Source organism: Stenotrophomonas sp. YJH_SMC_138, assembly GCF_059369855.1.
In genome coordinates this window covers 15,622-32,065 of record NZ_JCAFTB010000010.1, presented here as the reverse complement: position 1 = coordinate 32,065, position 16,444 = coordinate 15,622, and the positions used below count along the sequence as shown (strand labels likewise).

Here is a 16,444-nt window from a genome sequence, read left to right as displayed (position 1 = left end):
GGCGGCTCCGACCCCCTCGATATCATTCGCGCGATCAGCCGATCTGGCGGATCACTTCCCCCTTGGCATCGCGCAGGTAGGTCGGCACCACTTCGATGCGCAGCGCCCCCGCCAGCGGATAAACCCCGCGCTCGGCGCGCACCCCTGCCAGGGCCTGCAGGCCCGCCTCGTCCAGTGACCAGCGCGCGCTGTCGGCGGATACGTCCGCCGCTTCACCGCCCCCATGCGCGATGAACTCCCACTGCCGCTCGCGGCTGGCCAGTTCCAGCGATTTGCCGTGGCGCAGGCGCAGCGGCAACAGTTCGCACACGCTGGCGACCTGACCGGCGCCGAGCACCAGCGTGGTGACGCCCGCCTCCTGCCGCCAGTCCAGGGTCTCGATGAACAGCATGCCGGTGCTGGAACCCTCGCGTTCGCTGCCGGCCTGCACCCGCTGTGCCAGCGCAGGGTCCTCCAGCAGGTTGTCGCGATGCAGATCGCTGATCCACAGCGGCATCGCCGGCAGCAGCGCCTGCAGCACGCCACGCGTCGACCAGCGCTTGACCGCCTCCATCTCCTCATCGGTCAATCCGACCAGCTGCAGGAACTGCAGATGGCCGTTGGCCGTGTCCCGCGCCGGCAACTGCGGGTCCGCAATGAAGGCCAGATGGCACAGCCGCGTGCCGGTCTCCAGCGCGATCGGACCGTTGGCGTTGAGGTGATGGCCATCCTCGAACACGTTGCCACTGCCGAACACGTAACGCGCCAGGTTCTGCAGCAGGTTCATCGGCCACACCGGCGGGGTGCTGCCGGCGTTCTCACCGGCCTCGGCAGCCAGACGGAAGGTCAGCTCGAAGCCATAACCGCTGGCATCTGCATCACTGCTCTCCTTGGCGTACAGCTCGGAGAAGCCGTAGGTGATGTAATGCCAGTGCGGTACCGGCGCATCCGCCCAGTACACGCTGATGCCATCCAGTGGATCCTGGCCACCGAGCGTGTACGGAAGCGCGGTGCCGAAGTGGCGCGGCTCCTGGCCGGCATACAGCGGCGCCAGCGCCGCATTGATCGCGTCCCAGCCTGGGGTGTCGGTGTCGTCGTGGTCGTCCTGCACGCGGGACTCCTTGTAGGGAAGTGAACCGATCACTTTACGCGGTGGCTCAGGCCTGCACGACCTCACTGCCAGCGTTCAGCACCGCCGACTGGGTTTCCTGCCACCAGCGCTGCGCCAATGCCGGGCTGCGTGCCTTGCCCACCGCCGCCAGCAACTCCGGGCACAAGCGCTCCAGCGCCAGCGCGTCGGTGCAGCGTTCGATCTTCAACTGCATGAAGTAGCCCTTCAGGCCCAGGTGGCGGCGCACCGCCTCGCTCATCGCGTCGTACAACTGCTGGTACAGCGCCGGGTCCTGTTCGCGCCCGGTGCTGATGCCGCGCGCCGGCGCCACCTCTGCGCTTCCGCCGATCACTTCGATCAGGCCCTGTGCTGACAATTGCTCCAGCGCGTCCGGTGGTGCCCGCAGGCCTTCGAACAGGCCACGCAGTTCGGTGTCGTTGCGATGGCCATCGACCATCAGCAGGATCGAACGCAGTGCCGCCGGCAGGCGCCGGCTACGGTCTTCGATTTCCTGACGGCCAGCAGCCGTCTTGGCGTGCAGCAATGCCATTGCCTCCCCCTCGCTCGATGCGCAATGCCGGCGCGCCCTCGCAGGCACGCCCCCTGTGTTGCCATCTCCGGACGGCACGCGCGTTCCCCGGCGCGAGCCGCGTATTGCAGGTCGATGACAGGCCGAGCTTAGCGCAAGTACTGCGGGTAGTGCCGGCCGCTGGCCGGCAACCTCGGGGTGGATGGGGGTGCCGGCCAGTGGCCGGCACGACCGGATCAACGGCCCAGCGCCCGGCGGATCTCCTCCAGCGCGCCGGGGTCGTCCAGCGTCGACAGGTCACCCGGGTCGCGCTGCTCGGCCAGCGCCTGCAACGAGCGCCGCAGCAGCTTGCCCGAACGGGTCTTGGGCAGCGCGTTGACCACGTGCACGTGCGCCGGGCGGGCCACTGCGCCGAGCGAGGTGGTCACCGTGGCCATCATCTCGGCCACCACTTGCGCCGGATCCTCGCCATCCAGGCCCTGCTTGAGGGTGACGAACACCAGCGGCACCTGCCCCTTCAATTCGTCCTTGACCCCGATCACGGCAGCCTCGGCCACGCGCGGGTGGCTCGAAATGGCCTCTTCGATCTCGCGCGTGCCCAGCCGGTGCCCGGCCACGTTGATCACATCATCGGTACGGCCGAGGATGAAGGTGTAGCCATCGTCGTCGCGGATTGCCCAGTCCAGCGAGCTGTACAGCAGTTCCTTGAAGTGGCTGAAGTAGCTCTGCAGGAAACGGTTGTCGTCGTTCCACACCGTGCTCATGCAGCCCGGCGGCAACGGTGGCGACACCACCAGCACCCCCTTCTGCCCCGGTGCGACTTCCTCGCCGGTGTTCTCGTCGATCACCTTCATCCGGTAGCCGAGGTTGGGGAAGCCCGGCGAACCGAAGCGCACCGGCTTCATCTCCAGGCCCGGCAGCAGGGTCAGCGCCGGCCAGCCGGTCTCGGTCTGCCAGTAGTTGTCGATGATCGGCTTGCCGAGCGCTTCGCTGATCCAGTGCGCGGTCGGTTCGTCCAGCGGCTCGCCGGCCAGGAACAGGTATTTCAGCGCGCGCAGGTCGTGGCGATGGATGAAGTCCGCATCGTGCTTCTTCAGCACGCGGATGGCAGTGGGGGACGAGAACATCGTGCGCACGTTGTACTGCTCGCACAGCGCCCACCAGATGCCCGGGTCCGGGTTGGTCGGCAGCCCTTCGTACAGCAGCGAGGTGCAGCCGCCGATCAGCGGGCCGTACACATTGTAGGAATGGCCTACCGCCCAGCCGACATCGGACGTGGAGAACATCACCTGCCCCGGCCTGCAGTCGAAGACGGTTTCCATCGACTGTGCCATCGCCACCGCGTAGCCGCCGACATCGCGCTGCACGCCCTTCGGCTTGCCGGTGGTGCCCGAGGTATACAACAGGTAGCTCGGCTCGCTCGATTCCAGCCACTGCACCGGCACGTCGACCTCACCGATCTGCGCACGCAGCGCGGCGTACTCCACATCGCGGCCCGGCACGCGTGGTTCGGCGGCATCCAGTCCGCGCGACACGATCAGCACGTGCGGCGGTGGCGACGTGGCTTCGGCGCAGGCTGCATCGACCATCGGCTTGTACGGAATCAGCTTGCCACCGCGCATGCCGGCATCGGCGGCGATCAGCAGCTTCGGCTTGGCATCATCGATGCGCAGCGCCAGGTTGTGCGCGGCGAAGCCACCGAACACCACCGAATGCACCGCACCGATGCGCGCGCAGGCCAGCATCGCGAACACGGCTTCGGCCATGTTCGGCATGTAGATCACCACACGGTCACCGTGACCGACGCCGAGGTGCTTGAGCACGGCAGCGAAGTCGTTCACTTCCCGATACAGCTGGCGATAGGTGATCTCGCGGGTGCTGCTGGTCTCGGTGGAAATGGCAACCAGCGCGAGCTGGTCGGCGCGCTCGGCCAGATGGCGGTCGACGGCGTTGTAGCAGAGATTGGTTTCACCGCCGACAAACCAGCGCCGGAACGGCGGGTTGCTGTAGTCGAGTACCTGCTGCGGCGGTTTGTGCCAATGGATGCGCTTGGCTTCCTCGCCCCAGAAGGCCTCCGGCTCGTCGATCGAGCGACGGTAGGTTTCCTCGTAGTTCATGACGCAGCCCTCCCAGACAAAGTCATGGGTTCGAGGATAGTCCGGCGCTGCCGCGCGGGCCGCCCTACCTTGGTAGGGGGTGGGGTTTTCATGCAGGGCTGCGCCCTGCACCTGCGGTAGTGCCGGCCGCTGGCCGGCAACCTCAGAAGCAACAGCCGAAGCAACAGCGGGTTTCCCGTGGGATGGCGAGGTGGGTCCGGTTGCGGGGGACGCCGTGAATCCGTCCATGGAGGCTCGGTCGCCGCATCCATGCGGCTCACGCCCCCGCAACCGGACCCACCCCGCCTTCGACAGACTTCCGCGATCTGTCGGAGCACGGGGTCGGATCCCCAGATTCAATATTCAATTCGATATCTGACAGAAAAATCGTGTCGACCAAGGTCGACACCTACCAAGACCAACAGCGACAGCCGTTACCAACCGCCGCAGGAATCTGTCGGGGGTGGGGCGGTGTGGGTTGGCAGGACCGTTGGCGCCATGGGTGAGGGCGCTTTGCTTGCGAAGCACTGCTTTGCAAGCGCCCGAACGCACAGCCGCCAGCGGCTGGGCCGGCCCCCGGAGGGGGGTTTACGGCGTGTCCTGCCAACCCACACCGCCCCGCCCAGCAAGCAGAAGACCAGAGCCGCCTTGGCCTTTGACGTTGCTCCGGTTCGTAGCAGATGCAGGGCTGCAAGCCCTGCCGAACCCCTAGAACGGAGTGGCGGACTCGAACGCGAGCGCCTCGCCCGTCACCGGGTGGGTGAACCGCAGGCTGCGCGCATGCAGATGCACGCGCTGCGCAGGCGCGGCGTCATACAGCACATCGCCAACGATGGGATGGCCGAGACTGGCCATGTGCAGGCGCAGTTGATGGCTGCGGCCAGTAACCGGCTCCAGCGCCACGCGCGTGCGCTGCGCTTCGGCATCACGCGCCATTACGCGCCAGCGCGTCAGCGCCGGCTTGCCGCGTTCGTGATCGATCATCTGCTTCGGCCGGTTTGGCCAGTCCACGATCAGTGGCAGGTCCACGTCGCCGGCATCGCCTTCAAGCAGCCCCTCCACGATCGCTTCATAACGCTTGCCGACCTGGCGCTGCTCGAACTGCATCGACAACGCCACCTGCATGTCCTTGCCGCGCGCATGCAGCAGCAGGCCGGAGGTCACCTGGTCCAGGCGGTGCACGGTCAACGCATCCGGGTACAGCGCCTGCAGGCGCGCGACCACGCAATCCTGGTTCTCGGCGCCGCGGCCGGGCACGGACAGCAGGCCGGCCGGCTTCTCGGCCACCAGCAGCGCGTCGTCGATGTAATGCAGGTGGATCATGCGGCTCCGTATCCGTCCAAACAGAAACGGGGAAGCCGAAGCTTCCCCGTTCTGCGTACCGACCAACGGTCGGTACCTACCTCGATGGGAATGTACCGACCAGCGGTCGACACCTACCTTGATGAAAGAGGTACCGGCTCGAGCCGGTACCGCCTGCATCAGCCCAGCAGGTGGGCAACGCCGGCGCGCTCTTCTTCCAGCTCGGCCAGGGTCTTGTCGATGTACTTCTGGCTGAAGTCGTCGATCGGCAGATCCTTCACCAGGGTGTACTTGCCGTTCTCGGTGGTCACTGCGAAGCCGAAGATCACGCCTTCCGGAATGCCGTAGGAACCGTCGGACGGCACGCCCATGGTGACCCACTTGCCGTTGCTGCCCAGCACCCAGTCACGCACGTGGTCGATGGCAGCGTTGGCGGCCGAAGCGGCCGAGGACGAGCCACGGGCTTCGATGATCGCCGCGCCGCGCTTGCCCACGGTCGGGATGAAGGTGTTGGCGTTCCATTCCTGGTCGTTGATCGCATCGGCGATCGACGCGCCATCGGCGGTGGCGAAACGGTAGTCCGGGTACATGGTCGGGCTGTGGTTGCCCCACACGACCAGCTTCTCCATGCCACCGACCGGCTTGCCGAGCTTGGTCGACAGCTGGCTCAGCGCGCGGTTGTGGTCCAGGCGCAGCATGGCGGTGAAGTTTTCCGGCTTCAGGTCCGGGGCCGACTTCATGGCGATGTAGGCATTGGTGTTGGCCGGGTTGCCGACCACCAGCACCTTCACGTCACGGCTGGCGACCTTGTTCAGCGCCGCGCCCTGGGCGGTGAAGATCTTGGCGTTTTCCAGCAGCAGGTCCTTGCGCTCCATGCCCGGGCCACGCGGACGTGCGCCAACCAGCAGGGCGATGTCGGCGTCCTTGAACGCAACTTCGGCATCATCGCTGCCGACCATGCCGGCCAGCAGCGGGAAGGCGCAGTCTTCCAGCTCCATCATCACGCCCTTCAGGGCGGCCTGGGCCTTGTCGACCGGCAGTTCCAGCAGCTGCAGGATGACCGGCTGGTCCTTGCCCAGCATTTCGCCGGAGGCGATGCGGAACAGCAGGGCATAACCGATCTGGCCGGCGGCGCCGGTCACGGCAACACGAACGGGTGCTTTCATGGGGGTTTCCTCTTGCTTGCAAGCGTTTGATGGGACGCCGCGGGCAGAGCCACGCAGGCCTGGCGGGCGGCGGGGAACAGGGAAACGGCCACCCGTGGGTGGCCGTTTCGAAGGGGGATCAGGCGGCGAGGTGCTTGTTCCACTCCGCGACGCGGTCGGCCTGGGCGGCCAGCACGGCGTCGACGTCGCCTTCCAGGGTAATCGAATGGATCACGTCGCCCTGCTTGACCGAATCGACGATCGCCTGGCCTTCCAGGACCTTGCCGAAGACGGTGTGGCGGCCGTCCAGCCAATCGGTCTTGATGTGGGTGATGAAGAACTGGCTGCCGTTGGTGTTCGGGCCGGCGTTGGCCATCGACAGCGAGCCGACCTCGTGCTTCACGCCATTCTTCTCGTCTTCGAACTTGTAGCCCGGGCCGCCGGTGCCACGACCCTGCGGGCAGCCGCCCTGGATCATGAAGTCGGCGATAACGCGGTGGAAGATCAGGCCGTCATAGAAGCCGTGCTTGACCAGGTTCACGAAGTTGGCCACGGTCAGCGGTGCCTTGTCGGCGAACAGCTCGACCTTGATCGGGCCCTGGGTGGTGTCGAAAGTGGCGATGAGGGACATGAAGATCCTTGATGCAAAGGGGAATGCGTCTAGCCACCTAGTTTACACCCGCCTCGTGTCGGCGGCGGCTTCGACCATTGGTGAAGCGCCCCGCTTCAGCCCCCGGACGGGGAGCCGCGCAGCCGGGTCCTGGCGGCCCCGGCCGGGGCGGCGGATGCCCAGCTGAATGGGCCCCATGACAGGCGTGAAATCCACCTTTTCGCGAATCGTCAAGTTCGACGTATAATGTTGGACTTCTTTTTCCAAATCCGGCGCCGACTGGCCCCCTTTCGTATGTCCATCGAAAATCTTCGCAACATCGCCATCGTCGCCCACGTCGACCATGGCAAGACCACCCTGGTCGACCAGCTGCTGAAGCAGTCCGGCACCCTGTCCGAGCGTACCGTCCTCGCCGAGCGCGTGATGGACAGCAACGACCAGGAAAAGGAACGCGGCATTACCATCCTGGCCAAGAACACCGCCATCACCTGGGAAGACAAGAAGACCGGCATCAAGAACCGGATCAACATCGTCGACACCCCCGGCCACGCCGACTTCGGTGGTGAGGTCGAGCGCGTGCTGTCGATGGTCGACACCGTGCTGATCCTGGTCGATGCGATGGACGGCCCGATGCCGCAGACCCGCTTCGTCACCCAGAAGGCCTTCGCGATGGGCTTCAAGCCGATCGTCGTGGTCAACAAGATCGACCGTCCGGGCGCGCGTCCGGAATGGGTGATCGACCAGGTCTTCGACCTGTTCGACAAGCTCGGCGCCACCAATGAGCAGCTGGACTTCCCGATCGTCTACGCCTCGGCCCTGAACGGCTACGCCGGCCTGGAAGACACCGTGCGCGACGGCGACATGACCCCGCTGTACGAAGCGATCATGCAGCACGCCCCGCGTCCGGAAGTGGACCCGGAAGGCCCGTTCCAGATGCGCATCAGCCAGCTGGACTACAACAACTTCGTGGGCGTGATCGGCATCGGCCGCATCCAGCGCGGCACCCTGAAGAAAAACATGCAGGTCGCCGTCATCGACCGTGAAGGCAAGAAGCGCAACGGCAAGGTCGCCCAGGTGCTGGGCTTCCTGGGCCTGGAGCGCATCGAGCAGGAGACGGCCGAGGCCGGTGACATCGTGGCCATCTCCGGCATTCCGGAGCTGACCATCTCCGACACCCTGTGCCACCCGGATACCCCCGAAGCCCTGCCGGCGCTGACCGTCGACGAGCCGACCATCTCGATGACCTTCCAGGTCAACAACTCGCCGTTCGCCGGCAACAAGGACCTGTCCGGTGGCAAGTTCCTGACCAGCCGCCAGATCAAGGACCGCCTGGACCGCGAGCAGGTCCACAACGTGGCACTGAAGGTCGAACAGCTGGAAGACGCCGACAAGTTCCTGGTCTCCGGCCGCGGCGAACTGCACCTGTCGGTGCTGATCGAGAACATGCGCCGTGAAGGCTACGAGCTGGCGGTGTCGCGCCCGGAAGTGATCATCAAGGAAATCGACGGCCAGATGATGGAGCCGATCGAGCAGCTGGTGGTGGACATCGAAGAAATCCACCAGGGCGGCGTGATGGAAAAGCTGGGTACCCGCAAGGGCCAGCTGAAGAACATGGAACCGGACGGCAAGGGCCGTGTGCGCCTGGAATACCAGATCCCGGCCCGTGGCCTGATCGGTTTCCAGAACGAGTTCAAGACCCTGACCCAGGGTTCGGGCCTGCTGTTCCACGTGTTCGACCATTACGGTCCGAAGGAACAGGGTGCGATCGCCAAGCGCATCAACGGCGTGATGATCGCCAATGCGCCGGGCGTCACTCCCGCCTACTCGCTGGGTCCGCTGCAGGAGCGCGGCAAGCTCTTCGCTGCCGAAGGCGACAACGTGTATGAAGGCCAGCTGGTCGGCATCCACTCCAAGGACAACGATCTGACCGTCAACGCGATCAAGACCAAGCCGCTGACCAACATGCGCGCTTCGGGCAAGGACGACGCGATCCAGCTGACCCCGGCGATCAAGTACTCGCTGGAACAGGCCCTGGACTTCATCGAAGACGACGAGCTGGTCGAGATCACCCCCAAGGAGATCCGTCTGCGCAAGAAGTTCCTGACCGAAAGCGACCGCAAGAAGGCTTCGCGCGGCGGCTGAGCCAGCACCCCGTGGACCAGAGCGGCTACAACCCGGATCCGCACCGGCATCCGGGCCTCCACGTCATCGCCCTGCTCGAAGCGAGCAAGGCGATGCTGGCGCTGTTGGCCGCCACCGGGCTGGAAGTGCTCGGACCGCAGCCGCTGCGGCACGGCATCATGGTCCTGATCCGGCGTTTCAGCCTGGATCCGGACCATGGCACCCTGCCCTCGCTGCTGCACATGATCAGCCCCGACGCGGTCCACCTGGCCGCGGCGGGGATGATCGGCTACGGCCTGCTGCACCTGGTCGAAGCCTGGGGCCTGTGGCGGGCCAAGGCCTGGGCCTCCTGGCTGGGCTGCCTGACCGCCTCCCTGTACCTGCCTTTTGACATCTTCGCGATCATCCGCCATCCCGGCTGGCCATCGTGGACGATCCTGGCGATCAACCTGATCGTGGTCTACGTCCTCGCCCGCGACCTGCGCAAGCGCCACCGCTGAGCACCGGCTACACTGGGGATTGGAGCCGACCAAGCCGCCCCATGCGCCCGTCCTTGCCGCCTCTGCTGACCTGCCTGCTTGCCGCGCTGCCTGCGCTGCTTTCGGCTGGCTGCAGCCCGGCCGCGTCCAGCGCGCATGCGGCCGAACCCGCGAGCCGCAACGTGCCGTTCCCGTACGCCGAAACCGATGTCACCGACCTGCAGGCGCGGATGAGCGCCGGTGAGCTGGACAGCACCACCCTGACCCAGGCCTACCTGCAGCGCATCGCCACCCTGGACCGCACCGGGCCGCGCCTGCGCGCGGTGATCGAGCTCAACCCGGATGCACTGAAGGAAGCCGCTGCGCGCGACCGCGAGCGCCGTGATGGACGCCTGCGCGGCCCGCTGCACGGCATTCCGGTACTGCTGAAGGACAACATCAACGCCGCCCCGATGGCCACCAGCGCCGGCTCGCTGGCCCTGCAGGGGTTCCGCCCGGACGACGCCTACCTGGTGCGCCGGCTGCGCGACGCCGGCGCGGTGGTGCTGGGCAAGACCAATCTCAGCGAGTGGGCCAATTTCCGCGGCAACGATTCGGTGTCCGGCTGGAGCGCGCGCGGCGGCCAGACCCGCAATCCCTATCGCCTCAGCCACTCGCCCTGCGGCTCCAGCAGCGGCAGCGCGGTGGCGGTCGCCGCCAACCTGGCCAGCGTGGCGATCGGCACCGAAACCGACGGCAGCATCGTCTGCCCTGCGGCGGTCAATGGCATCGTCGGCCTCAAGCCGACCGTCGGCCTGGTCAGCCGCGAGGGCATCATCCCGATTTCCTTCAGCCAGGACACCGCAGGACCGATGACCCGCAGCGTCGCCGACGCTGCAGCCGTGCTGACCGCTATCGCCGGGCGCGACGATGCCGACCCGGCCACGGCGACCATGCCTGGCCGCGCGGTGTACGACTACACCGCGCGCCTGGACCCGGAGGGCCTGCGTGGCAAGCGCATCGGCCTGCTGCAGACACCGCTGCTGAAATACCGCGGCATGCCGCCGCTCATCGAACAGGCGGCCACCGAGCTGCGCCGGGCGGGTGCCTTCGTGGTGCCGGTGGAGCTGCCCAACCAGGGCGCCTGGGCCGAGGCGGAACGCACGGTGCTGCTGTACGAATTCAAGGCCGGGCTGGAGCGCTACTTCAGCACCCATCGCGCGCCACTACGCAGCCTGGCCGACCTGATCGCCTTCAACCAGGCGCACAGCAAGCAGGAGCTGGGCCTGTTCGGCCAGGAACTGCTGGTGGCGGCCGACGCTACCGCCGGCCTGGCCGACCCCGCCTATATCCGTGCACGCAGCGATGCGCGCCGGCTGGCCGGCGCGGAAGGCATCGACGCCGCCCTCGCCGCCCACCAGCTCGATGCCCTGGTGGCGCCGACCACCGGTGTGGCGTGGCCGATCCGCAGCGAAGGCGACGACTTCCCCGGCGAGAGCTACAGCGCCGCCGCCGTCGCCGGCTATCCCAGCCTCAGCGTGCCGATGGGCCAGATCAATGGCCTGCCGGTCGGCCTGCTGTTCATGGGCACCGCCTGGAGCGAACCGAAGCTGATCGAAATGGCCTACGCCTACGAACAGCGCACCCGCGCGCGACGCCCGCCGCACTTCGACACCGACACCCTGATCGACGCCGGCGAGCCGTGATCGTGTTTCTGTAGAGCCGAGCCCACGCCCGGCTTCAACGGAAAATCGAAAGCAGCCGAGCATGGCTCGGCTCTACAGCGGCTGGTCGGGCTCTACCGGCACGATCGCCGCCTCACCGTCTTCAGCCCCCGGCGAACGCACATCCGCAGTGCGCGCACGTGGACCGCGCGGCATGTCCAGTTCGTCTGCATGCTGCAGCCGCGCACGCACCTGCGGCAGCGACTGCGGATGCTCGCGCGCGAGGAAATCGAGCATGCGTTCGCGCACCAGGCAGCGCAGATCGAAGGCATCACCGGAGCTGCGCGCACTGACCAGCAGGCGCACCTGGATCGCGCGCTCGCTGGTCTCGGTCACCTGGGTCACGCAGACCCGGCCATCCCACAGCGCTTCACCGCGGCAGATGCGTTCCAGCTCGGCACGGATCGCTGCCACCGGGGCACGATAGTCCAGCCACAGGAACGCGGTGCCGAGCAGGTCGGCGCTGCGCCGCGTCCAGTTCTGGAAGGGGTTCTCGATGAACCAGGTCAGCGGCACCACCATTCGCCGCTCATCCCAGATGCGCACCACCACATAGCTGCTGCCGATCTCCTCGATGCGCCCCCACTCGCCTTCGACGATCACCACATCATCCAGCCGGATCGGCTGCGTCACTGCGATCTGCAGGCCGGCGATCAGATTGCCGAACACGGGCTTTGCAGCGATACCGGCCACCAGGCCGATCAGGCCCGCCGAGGCCAGCAGCGCGGTGCCGATCTTCTGCACCATGGGGAAGGTCAGCAGCACCAGCGACGCGCCCAGCACGATGATGCCGCCCATCAGCACGCGGCTGAGCACCCGCGTCTGGGTCTGGATGCGGCGCGCCTCCAGGTTGTCGGAGACATCGATGGGATGGCTGCGCAGGATGGCACGTTCGCCCGCCGCCACCGCCCGCACCAGCAGCCAGATGAAGCACGCGGTCAGCGCGATATGCAGCACCCGTTGCAGGTTGCCCAGAACGGGATCCTGCAGCGGCGTGGCCTGCAATGCAGGGATCAACAGCAGCAGCGGCCATGCGGTGGCCATCGGCAGCCCGAGCACACGCCCGATACGCGCGCGCCGACGATCGCGCCCCTTCAGCCGATGGTAGATCCACAGGATCAGCCACGCGCCGATGCCGCCCACCACTACGGCCAATCCCAACGGCCATGCGTATGCCTGTGCGCTTTGCCAGTGCACCGTTGCCACCTCCACTCGAACAGCCAAGTGGACAGACTCGCGCATGGCGCATGAGCGCCACGTCAGTCGTTCGTAAGCAGCGTGTTGGTCGGCAGGGCTTGCAGCCCTGCACCTGCGGTAGTGCCGGCCGCTGGCCGGCAACCTCAACAGCAACAGCCGAAGCAGAAGCGGGCTTCCTGTGGGATGGCGGAGTGGGGCCGGTTGCGGGAGACGCCGTGAATCCCGCTCCGCGGTCCGGCCCAGCCGCTGGCGGCTGTGCCGGACCCCGGAGGGGGGTTCACGGCGTGTCCTGCCTGCCCACATCGCCCCGCCATCCCACGGAATGCATGCTGTTGCCGTTGCTTAGGCCGTTGCCGTTGCCGTTGCCGTTGCCGTTGCCGTTGCGTCAGCAGGTGCAGGGCTGCAAGCCCTGCCGCAACGCCCTTACCGCACCTGCTCCTGCTTGCGCACGATCGCCATCGCGATCTCCAGCGACTGCTCGTAGTTCAACCGCGGGTCCACCGTCGAACGATACGCGCGTTCCAGGTCGCGCTCGGTCAGTTCGCGCGCGCCACCGGTGCATTCGGTCACGTCTTCGCCCGTCAGTTCCAGGTGCACACCGCCCAGTCGCGTGCCTGCGGCCGCATGCAGATCGAACGACATCTCCACTTCGCCACGCACGTTGTCGAAGCGGCGCGTCTTGAAGCCATTGGCGGTGCTCTCGGTATTGCCATGCATCGCGTCACACACCCACAGCACGCGACGGCCATCGCGCTTGACCGCATCCAGCAGCGGCGGCAGCTTATCGGCAATCTGCGCTGCCCCCATGCGGTGGATGAAGCTCAGTCGCCCTGGCTCGTCATGCGGGTTGAGCACATCGATCAGGCGCAGCAGCTGGTCCGGCGTCACCGACGGGCCGACCTTGATCGCAATCGGATTGCGCACGCCACGCAGGTATTCCACGTGCGCGCCGTCAAGCGCGGCGGTGCGCATGCCGATCCACGGGTAATGCGTGCTCAGGTTCAACCAGCCCTGCTGGCGCGGCACCTGCCGGGTCAGCGCCTGCTCGTAGGGCAGCAGCAGCGCTTCATGCGAGGTGTAGAAGTCGATGCGGTTGAGGTTGTGCACGCGGGCCCCGGCCAGGGTTTCCATGAAGTGCACCGCATCACCGATCGACGCCACCATCTTCTGGTACTCGGCGGCCAGCGGCGAATGCCGCACCCACTCCAGGTTCCAGTACTCCGGATGATGCAGGTCGGCGAAGCCGCCATCGATCAGCGCACGCACGAAGTTCATGGTCATCGCCGAATGCGCATGCGCCTGCAGCATCCGCTTCGGATCCGGCAGGCGCGCCGCCTCGGTGAACGCCGGCGCATTGATCACATCGCCGCGGTAGCTGGGCAGGGTCACGCCGTCGCGGGTCTCGGTATCGGCCGAACGCGGCTTGGCGTACTGGCCGGCAAAGCGCCCGACGCGGATCACCGGCTGGCGAAGGCCATGCACCAGCACCAGGCTCATCTGCAGCAGCACTTTCAATCGGTTGGAAATCGTGCCCGATTCGCAGTCGCTGAAGTTCTCGGCGCAATCGCCGCCCTGCAGCAGGAAGCGCTTGCCTTCCTGGGCCTCGGCCAACTGCTGCTTCAGCGCCAGGATTTCCCACGAGGTGACCAGCGGCGGCAGGCGCTTCAGCTCATGCAGTGCAGCGTCCAGCGCCACCGGGTCCGGGTAGGTCGGCATCTGCAGCGCGGTCTTGCCGCGCCAGCTCTCCGGCGACCAGGCAGCGCCAGCGGCGGTCGCGGCAGGATCGAGGACGGGCGGAACGGCGGACAGGCTCATTGCAGACTTCCGGGGAGGGGGGCGGTCATGGTCGCAGAGCCAGCCGCTGGCGCAAAGGGCTGGGCACGCCCTGCACATGACTGAACGCCGGGGAAAGGGCATCGCGATCGGCCAGAAACCGCATGGCCACGGCCGCCCGGACAGGCGCATGATTCGCCACGCACTGTTACGAAGTAACACTCCGTCCCCGTCGGACCCTTCCACAGCCTATCTGCCATGAAGCCCTCCCTGCTCGCTACCGGCATTACCTTCGCCCTGACCCTGGCCAGTCTGCCCACCCTCGCTATGGCCGCCGATGCCGCCGCTCCCGTGAAGGACCTCGACACGGTCACTGTCAGCGCCCAGCTCGACCAAGCCCGCAATGCGCTGTCGCCGGACATCGGCAGCAGCCAGTACCAGATCACCGCCGAGGACATCCAGAAGCAGCCGCTGGGTGCCTCCGCGCCGCTCAGCCAGGTGCTGCTGCAGGCTCCGGGCGTGGTCCAGGATTCCTACGGTGGCGTGCACGTGCGCGGCGACCACGCGAACCTGCAGTACCGCATCAACGGCGTACTGCTGCCCGAATCGATCTCCGGCTTCGGCCAGACCCTGGATGCCCGCACCATCAAGAGCATCCGCCTGATGGACGGGGCGCTGCCGGCGCAGTTCGGCGAGCGCACCGCTGCGGTGGTCGACATCACCACCCGCAGCGGCGCCGAGCTCGGCAATGGCGGCAGCGCCGGTCTGACCGCAGGCTCGTTCGGCAAGATCAATCCGAATGCCTCGTGGTGGGGCAATCAAGGGCGCTGGAGCTGGTTCCTGACCGGCAACTACGACCAGAACGAGGTCGGCCTGGAGAACCCGACCCGCTCGCGCAAGCCGCTGCACGACGACACGCACCAGGGCAAAGCCTTCGCCGACCTGACCTACCTGGTCAACGAGAACACCCGCCTGAGCGTGTTCGCCGGCTTTGCCAACAATCGCTTCCAGATCCCGGTCAATCCCGGGCAGACCCCGCAGTTCGGTTACCTGGACACGACCACCTTCGACTCCAGCCAGCTGGATGAAACCCAGCGCGAGACCACCCGCTTCGGCATGCTGGTGCTGCAGGGCACGCTGGGCGGCACCGCCTACCAGCTGTCCGCCGGGCAGCGCTACAGCGACGTGGCGTTCAACCCGGATGTCATCGGCGATCTGGTATTCAGTGGCGTCGCCTCCCAGGTCCAGCGCAGCAACCGCGCCAACACGCTGCAGGCCGACCTCTCCACCCCGCTGGGCAACGACCACACGCTGCGATACGGCCTGTACGGCAACTACGAGAATGCGCGCGCCAGCAACAACAGCTGGGTGTTCCCGGTCGATGGCGCCGGCCAGCAATCCAGCACCACGCCACTGCTGATTCCAGACCGCAGCGCCTTCCACGCCAGCACGCTGGCGGTGTACGTGCAGGATGAGTGGAAGATCGGCGACGACTGGACAGTGAACTACGGCCTGCGTGGTGATCGCTACAAGGCCTTCGGCCGCACCGAGGGCCAGCTCAGCCCCCGCGTGGGCGCGGTCTGGAATGCCAGCGACAGCACCACCGTGCATGCCGGCTATTCGCGTTACTTCACGCCACCGGCCAGTGAGCTGATCGCCAGCAGCGATATCGCCCTGTACGACGGCACCACCAACCAGCAGCCGGGCGGCGGCAACAACATTCCGCTGGCCGAACGCAGCGACTACTACGACATCGGCGTCTCGCAGCAGCTGGGTGAACACCTGACCCTGGGCCTGGACGCCTACGACCGCCGCGTCGCGCGCCTGCAGGACGAAGGCCAGTTCGGCGCCGCCTACATCTACTCGACGTTCAACTACCGCCGCGGCCATATCCGTGGGCTGGAGTTCAGTGCCGACTACAGCAACGGTCCGTTCAGCGCCTACTTCAACGCGGCGTACAACAAGGCCATCGGCACCCAGGTCATCACCAGCCAGTACAACCTCGATCCGGACGCGCTGGCCTATGTGGCCGACCACTGGATCCACCTGGACCACGACCAGAAGCTGACGTCGTCGGGGGGCCTCAGCTACGCCTTCGCCGGGCACAACCGGGTCGGTGCCAACTACGTGTTCGGCAGCGGCCTGCGTTCGGATATCGAGGGCGTGCCCAACGGCGGCGAGCTGCCGTCCTACCTGCAGGTGAACCTCAGCGCCGGGCATGATTTCAATGCCGACAGCGGCCATCCGCTGCACGTGCAGCTGGCCGTGATCAACGCATTGGATCGCAGCTACCAGCTGCGCGATGGCGGCGGTGTGGGCGTGTTCGCCCCGCAATGGGGACCGCGCCGCGGCGCCTACCTGAGCCTGCAGCAGGACTTCTGAGGAGACAGGGGTCGGAT

General features: G+C 66.7%; 12 protein-coding genes. 4 read left to right on the top strand and 8 right to left on the bottom strand.

Annotated elements, in window-relative coordinates; all coding sequences use genetic code 11:
- Nucleotides 1-34: 34 nt before the first annotated feature.
- The 6 genes from AC5P7I_RS18230 to AC5P7I_RS18205 all read right to left on the bottom strand — a co-directional run bounded on the left by AC5P7I_RS18230 (nt 35) and on the right by AC5P7I_RS18205 (nt 6,793).
- Nucleotides 35-1,090, bottom strand: coding sequence for a suppressor of fused domain protein (locus AC5P7I_RS18230; protein ID WP_262088325.1), 1,056 nt, complete (start codon nt 1,088-1,090; stop codon nt 35-37).
- A gap of 46 nt (nt 1,091-1,136) precedes the next feature.
- Entirely contained in the window at nt 1,137-1,640 is a 504-nt protein-coding gene (locus tag AC5P7I_RS18225) for a hypothetical protein (protein WP_046429081.1), read from the bottom strand.
- A 215-nt stretch (nt 1,641-1,855) separates the two neighbouring features.
- Entirely contained in the window at nt 1,856-3,736 is a 1,881-nt protein-coding gene (prpE, locus tag AC5P7I_RS18220; protein ID WP_014646065.1) for a propionate--CoA ligase, read from the bottom strand.
- A gap of 687 nt (nt 3,737-4,423) precedes the next feature.
- Nucleotides 4,424-5,038 (bottom strand): RluA family pseudouridine synthase, encoded by a 615-nt coding sequence (locus AC5P7I_RS18215; RefSeq protein ID WP_032955877.1) that lies wholly within the window; start codon nt 5,036-5,038, stop codon nt 4,424-4,426.
- Nucleotides 5,039-5,196: 158 nt separating this feature from the next.
- Nucleotides 5,197-6,183 carry a malate dehydrogenase gene (locus AC5P7I_RS18210; RefSeq protein WP_262088326.1) on the bottom strand — a complete coding sequence of 329 codons (987 nt, stop codon included), beginning with the start codon at nt 6,181-6,183 and terminating at the stop codon, nt 5,197-5,199.
- A 118-nt stretch (nt 6,184-6,301) separates the two neighbouring features.
- Complete coding sequence (locus AC5P7I_RS18205) at nt 6,302-6,793, bottom strand: peptidylprolyl isomerase (RefSeq protein WP_005408225.1); 492 nt, start codon at nt 6,791-6,793, stop codon at nt 6,302-6,304.
- Nucleotides 6,794-7,066: 273 nt separating this feature from the next.
- On the opposite strand from AC5P7I_RS18205, the gene typA reads away from it, so the two are divergent.
- Genes typA through AC5P7I_RS18190 form a run of 3 tightly spaced genes read left to right on the top strand, consistent with a single transcriptional unit; the run spans nt 7,067 to nt 11,057 of the window.
- Nucleotides 7,067-8,914 (top strand): translational GTPase TypA, encoded by a 1,848-nt coding sequence (gene typA, locus AC5P7I_RS18200; RefSeq protein WP_046429077.1) that lies wholly within the window; start codon nt 7,067-7,069, stop codon nt 8,912-8,914.
- 11 nt (nt 8,915-8,925) lie between these two features.
- Nucleotides 8,926-9,393: a DUF2127 domain-containing protein gene (locus tag AC5P7I_RS18195; RefSeq protein WP_032955872.1), complete on the top strand. Its 468-nt coding sequence runs from the start codon at nt 8,926-8,928 to the stop codon at nt 9,391-9,393.
- 41 nt (nt 9,394-9,434) lie between these two features.
- Nucleotides 9,435-11,057, top strand: a complete 1,623-nt coding sequence (locus AC5P7I_RS18190; RefSeq protein WP_169411758.1) for an amidase — start codon at nt 9,435-9,437, stop codon at nt 11,055-11,057.
- Nucleotides 11,058-11,129: 72 nt separating this feature from the next.
- On the opposite strand, the gene AC5P7I_RS18185 is transcribed toward AC5P7I_RS18190, so the two are convergent.
- Together AC5P7I_RS18185 and AC5P7I_RS18180 are read right to left on the bottom strand one after the other, a co-directional pair.
- Nucleotides 11,130-12,317 carry a mechanosensitive ion channel family protein gene (locus tag AC5P7I_RS18185; protein ID WP_169411760.1) on the bottom strand — a complete coding sequence of 396 codons (1,188 nt, stop codon included), beginning with the start codon at nt 12,315-12,317 and terminating at the stop codon, nt 11,130-11,132.
- 378 nt (nt 12,318-12,695) lie between these two features.
- Entirely contained in the window at nt 12,696-14,087 is a 1,392-nt protein-coding gene (locus tag AC5P7I_RS18180; RefSeq protein WP_014646058.1) for a class II 3-deoxy-7-phosphoheptulonate synthase, read from the bottom strand.
- 216 nt (nt 14,088-14,303) lie between these two features.
- Between AC5P7I_RS18180 and AC5P7I_RS18175 the strand changes: the two genes are divergently transcribed.
- On the top strand, nt 14,304-16,427 hold the full coding sequence (locus AC5P7I_RS18175) for a TonB-dependent receptor (RefSeq protein ID WP_262088327.1): 2,124 nt from the start codon (nt 14,304-14,306) through the stop codon (nt 16,425-16,427).
- Nucleotides 16,428-16,444 lie beyond the last annotated feature (17 nt).

Excerpts from the sequence above, each read along its gene's own strand:
- AC5P7I_RS18185 (WP_169411760.1), bottom strand. The coding sequence starts at position 12,317 with ATGCGCGAGTCTGTCCACTTGGCTGTTCGAGTGGAGGTGGCAACGGTG.
- typA (WP_046429077.1), top strand. The coding sequence starts at position 7,067 with ATGTCCATCGAAAATCTTCGCAACATCGCCATCGTCGCCCACGTCGAC.
- AC5P7I_RS18175 (WP_262088327.1), top strand. The coding sequence starts at position 14,304 with ATGAAGCCCTCCCTGCTCGCTACCGGCATTACCTTCGCCCTGACCCTG.
- AC5P7I_RS18190 (WP_169411758.1), top strand. The coding sequence starts at position 9,435 with ATGCGCCCGTCCTTGCCGCCTCTGCTGACCTGCCTGCTTGCCGCGCTG.
- AC5P7I_RS18180 (WP_014646058.1), bottom strand. The coding sequence starts at position 14,087 with ATGAGCCTGTCCGCCGTTCCGCCCGTCCTCGATCCTGCCGCGACCGCC.
- AC5P7I_RS18210 (WP_262088326.1), bottom strand. The coding sequence starts at position 6,183 with ATGAAAGCACCCGTTCGTGTTGCCGTGACCGGCGCCGCCGGCCAGATC.
- AC5P7I_RS18215 (WP_032955877.1), bottom strand. The coding sequence starts at position 5,038 with ATGATCCACCTGCATTACATCGACGACGCGCTGCTGGTGGCCGAGAAG.
- prpE (WP_014646065.1), bottom strand. The coding sequence starts at position 3,736 with ATGAACTACGAGGAAACCTACCGTCGCTCGATCGACGAGCCGGAGGCC.
- AC5P7I_RS18225 (WP_046429081.1), bottom strand. The coding sequence starts at position 1,640 with ATGGCATTGCTGCACGCCAAGACGGCTGCTGGCCGTCAGGAAATCGAA.
- AC5P7I_RS18205 (WP_005408225.1), bottom strand. The coding sequence starts at position 6,793 with ATGTCCCTCATCGCCACTTTCGACACCACCCAGGGCCCGATCAAGGTC.